The sequence below is a fragment of the Filifactor sp. genome (genome assembly GCF_057248345.1).
In genome coordinates, this window is sequence record NZ_DBHIIC010000079.1 from 1 (window position 1) to 2268 (window position 2268).

Sequence of the window (2268 nt, forward strand, 5' to 3'; positions counted from 1 at the left end):
TTTTTTATTTGGAGAGTTATAGTGATGGAATGTAACACATGAAAAGAGATTGGAAAATTTCAAGAAAGGCCATTCGATATATTATAATATAATTGAAGAAAGTACAAATCATACAGTTCTTGCAATCGTTGACTGTAAAAATCAAACTGAGTCGAGCAAAGGGTATAGGTTAACACAAAATGGAACGATTTGTGCAAAAGAATAAGTAGTGTAAGTTCATTTTTTTCGAAATTGTCATGCTGAACCGTCAACGCATAATAGATAAAATAGAGTTTCAAACTGTGATAGATGGAATGTCAGAATGGGAACTGTTTTATCTTTGTTAGGAGTTACCGGAAACATCCTTTTTTGGAACATATCGAGGAAGGAGATGGTATGAACATGAAGAAAAAACAATGAAACAACAAAATTAGAATATCAGAAAGGGGGATTTTATGAATCTCAAAAAATTGATTCAAAACGGAACAAAAATATCCGGATTGAAGAAGAGAGTCATTGCAGGAACTTTGAGTGCACTGATGGTATTGAGTGGAAACATTCCGACATCCTATGCACTACCTGTCCCGAACTGGCAAACTGCTGAAACCGGAGAAGCGGTAGTAGACTTGGACAATGGAGAAGAGGCTATCGTTCATGTAGGAGAATTGATGGAAATCGGTTTAAACTATGATGCACAAAACCATGCCATTCGATTTCGTAAACAAAAGGGAGTAGGAGATTATGACCAGAATTTGGCGTATGGTGGAGCTTCCAGTTATCTTCATACAGGCTCCGGTCCTGTCACATTGAAAACAGGTTATCAACCTGCAGCAAAACTCAACGACACTGCTATTGCAACACTTAGCTACACACCTGATGAACAGGCGAAATATGGTGTTGCACCTGTGTGGCAACAAATCACATCAGCAGCGTATGCAGCGATGACACCTGCTGAAAAGACAGATGTAGATGAGCGATATGAAGCCTATAAAGAAGCATTCTACAGATATGGTGGAAACTGGAACCAACCGGGAGTGTCTTTCCAAAACACAAGTTACTATGATCATATCTTCCACAATTTTGCGCCAATTGACGGAGTGCAACAATCTTTATTTGAATCTGACAAATTCAAGACTTACAAGAATGATACCAAGAACTATGTCATCCAACGTGGACAGGTAAGAGGTAATGACAAGTTGTATGCAGAGTTTATTGAAGAAGCAATCTATGCACAAAAGCCGACAGCCGACGGTTATTTGGATGAGGAACCAAGTGGAGTAAATTTGATTACCAAGGTAACCAATATCTCTGAGGATCAGGCACAAGCCTATACCCAATATTGGGGTGTAGATACTCAGATTGGAAATGATGACCAGGCGGCGTTTCGTGGAGAAGGAATCAACCGATTCTTCACAGGAGATAGAACGGTAAATAACTATCCCGGTGCACCCGGCGGTACATTAGTTAACAAAGGGATGGCAGCAGCATTTCCAATTTCAGCAACAATGGCAGTAAACGGAAGCACCTCACAGGCAGCGGACCCATGGTTCCTAAAAGCTACCAGTTCTGACATCAATATGTTTACAGGGGGTACCTACGATAAGGATAAGATTCCGGGTTTCCTCTATGCGATTGAAGAATATTCAGTTACTGCTTCTTCTCCAATTGACTATAACACTGATAGAATTACGAACCCTATGACCGTACAGATTGTACCGACAGCAAGAGCATCTGTGAAGTGGCCGGATGCCAAAATTGAAAGTGCAGACTATCTGGTATTAGGAAATTATTCCAATGTTAACTCCAACTATGGATTTCATGTTTATAACGATGGAACGGGTTATGACCAATCGCTGGTAGATAGTGGACATGGGGTACGTGTGAACCCTAGATTGATTATGCCGGGAGAAACCAAATACTTCGGGGTATCTTATGGACTATCCACATCAGATGATGTCAATCCAAACGGAATTTCCCTAAGTTACAACGGTTACACCCAAGAAGTAACGAAGTCAAACAACAGATACAATATTTTGGATGGAAAAGCCGGAAAAAATATGGGTGGAGACTTGTTGCTTTATAACAGATCAGGCAATACATTCAATGATGTAAAAATTAGAATGTTGTTACCAAAAGGATATTTGGTTGCAAATTCACCAATGGGAACAGCAGTGAACGGAAAACAATGGACGAAGCTAACTACTTCTGAAACAAAAACGATGTTCTCTCAAACTGCAGACTTTGATGTTTGGGAGTATAACTACGGAACATTGAATCCGGGATCAAATC

General features: G+C 39.9%; 1 protein-coding gene. It reads left to right on the forward strand.

From position 1 onward, the window contains the following. Window positions 1-434: 434 nt before the first annotated feature. Window positions 435-2268: hypothetical protein (locus tag ACO5GE_RS07950; protein WP_484830374.1), on the forward strand; the 1834-nt coding region annotated here is incomplete at its 3' end.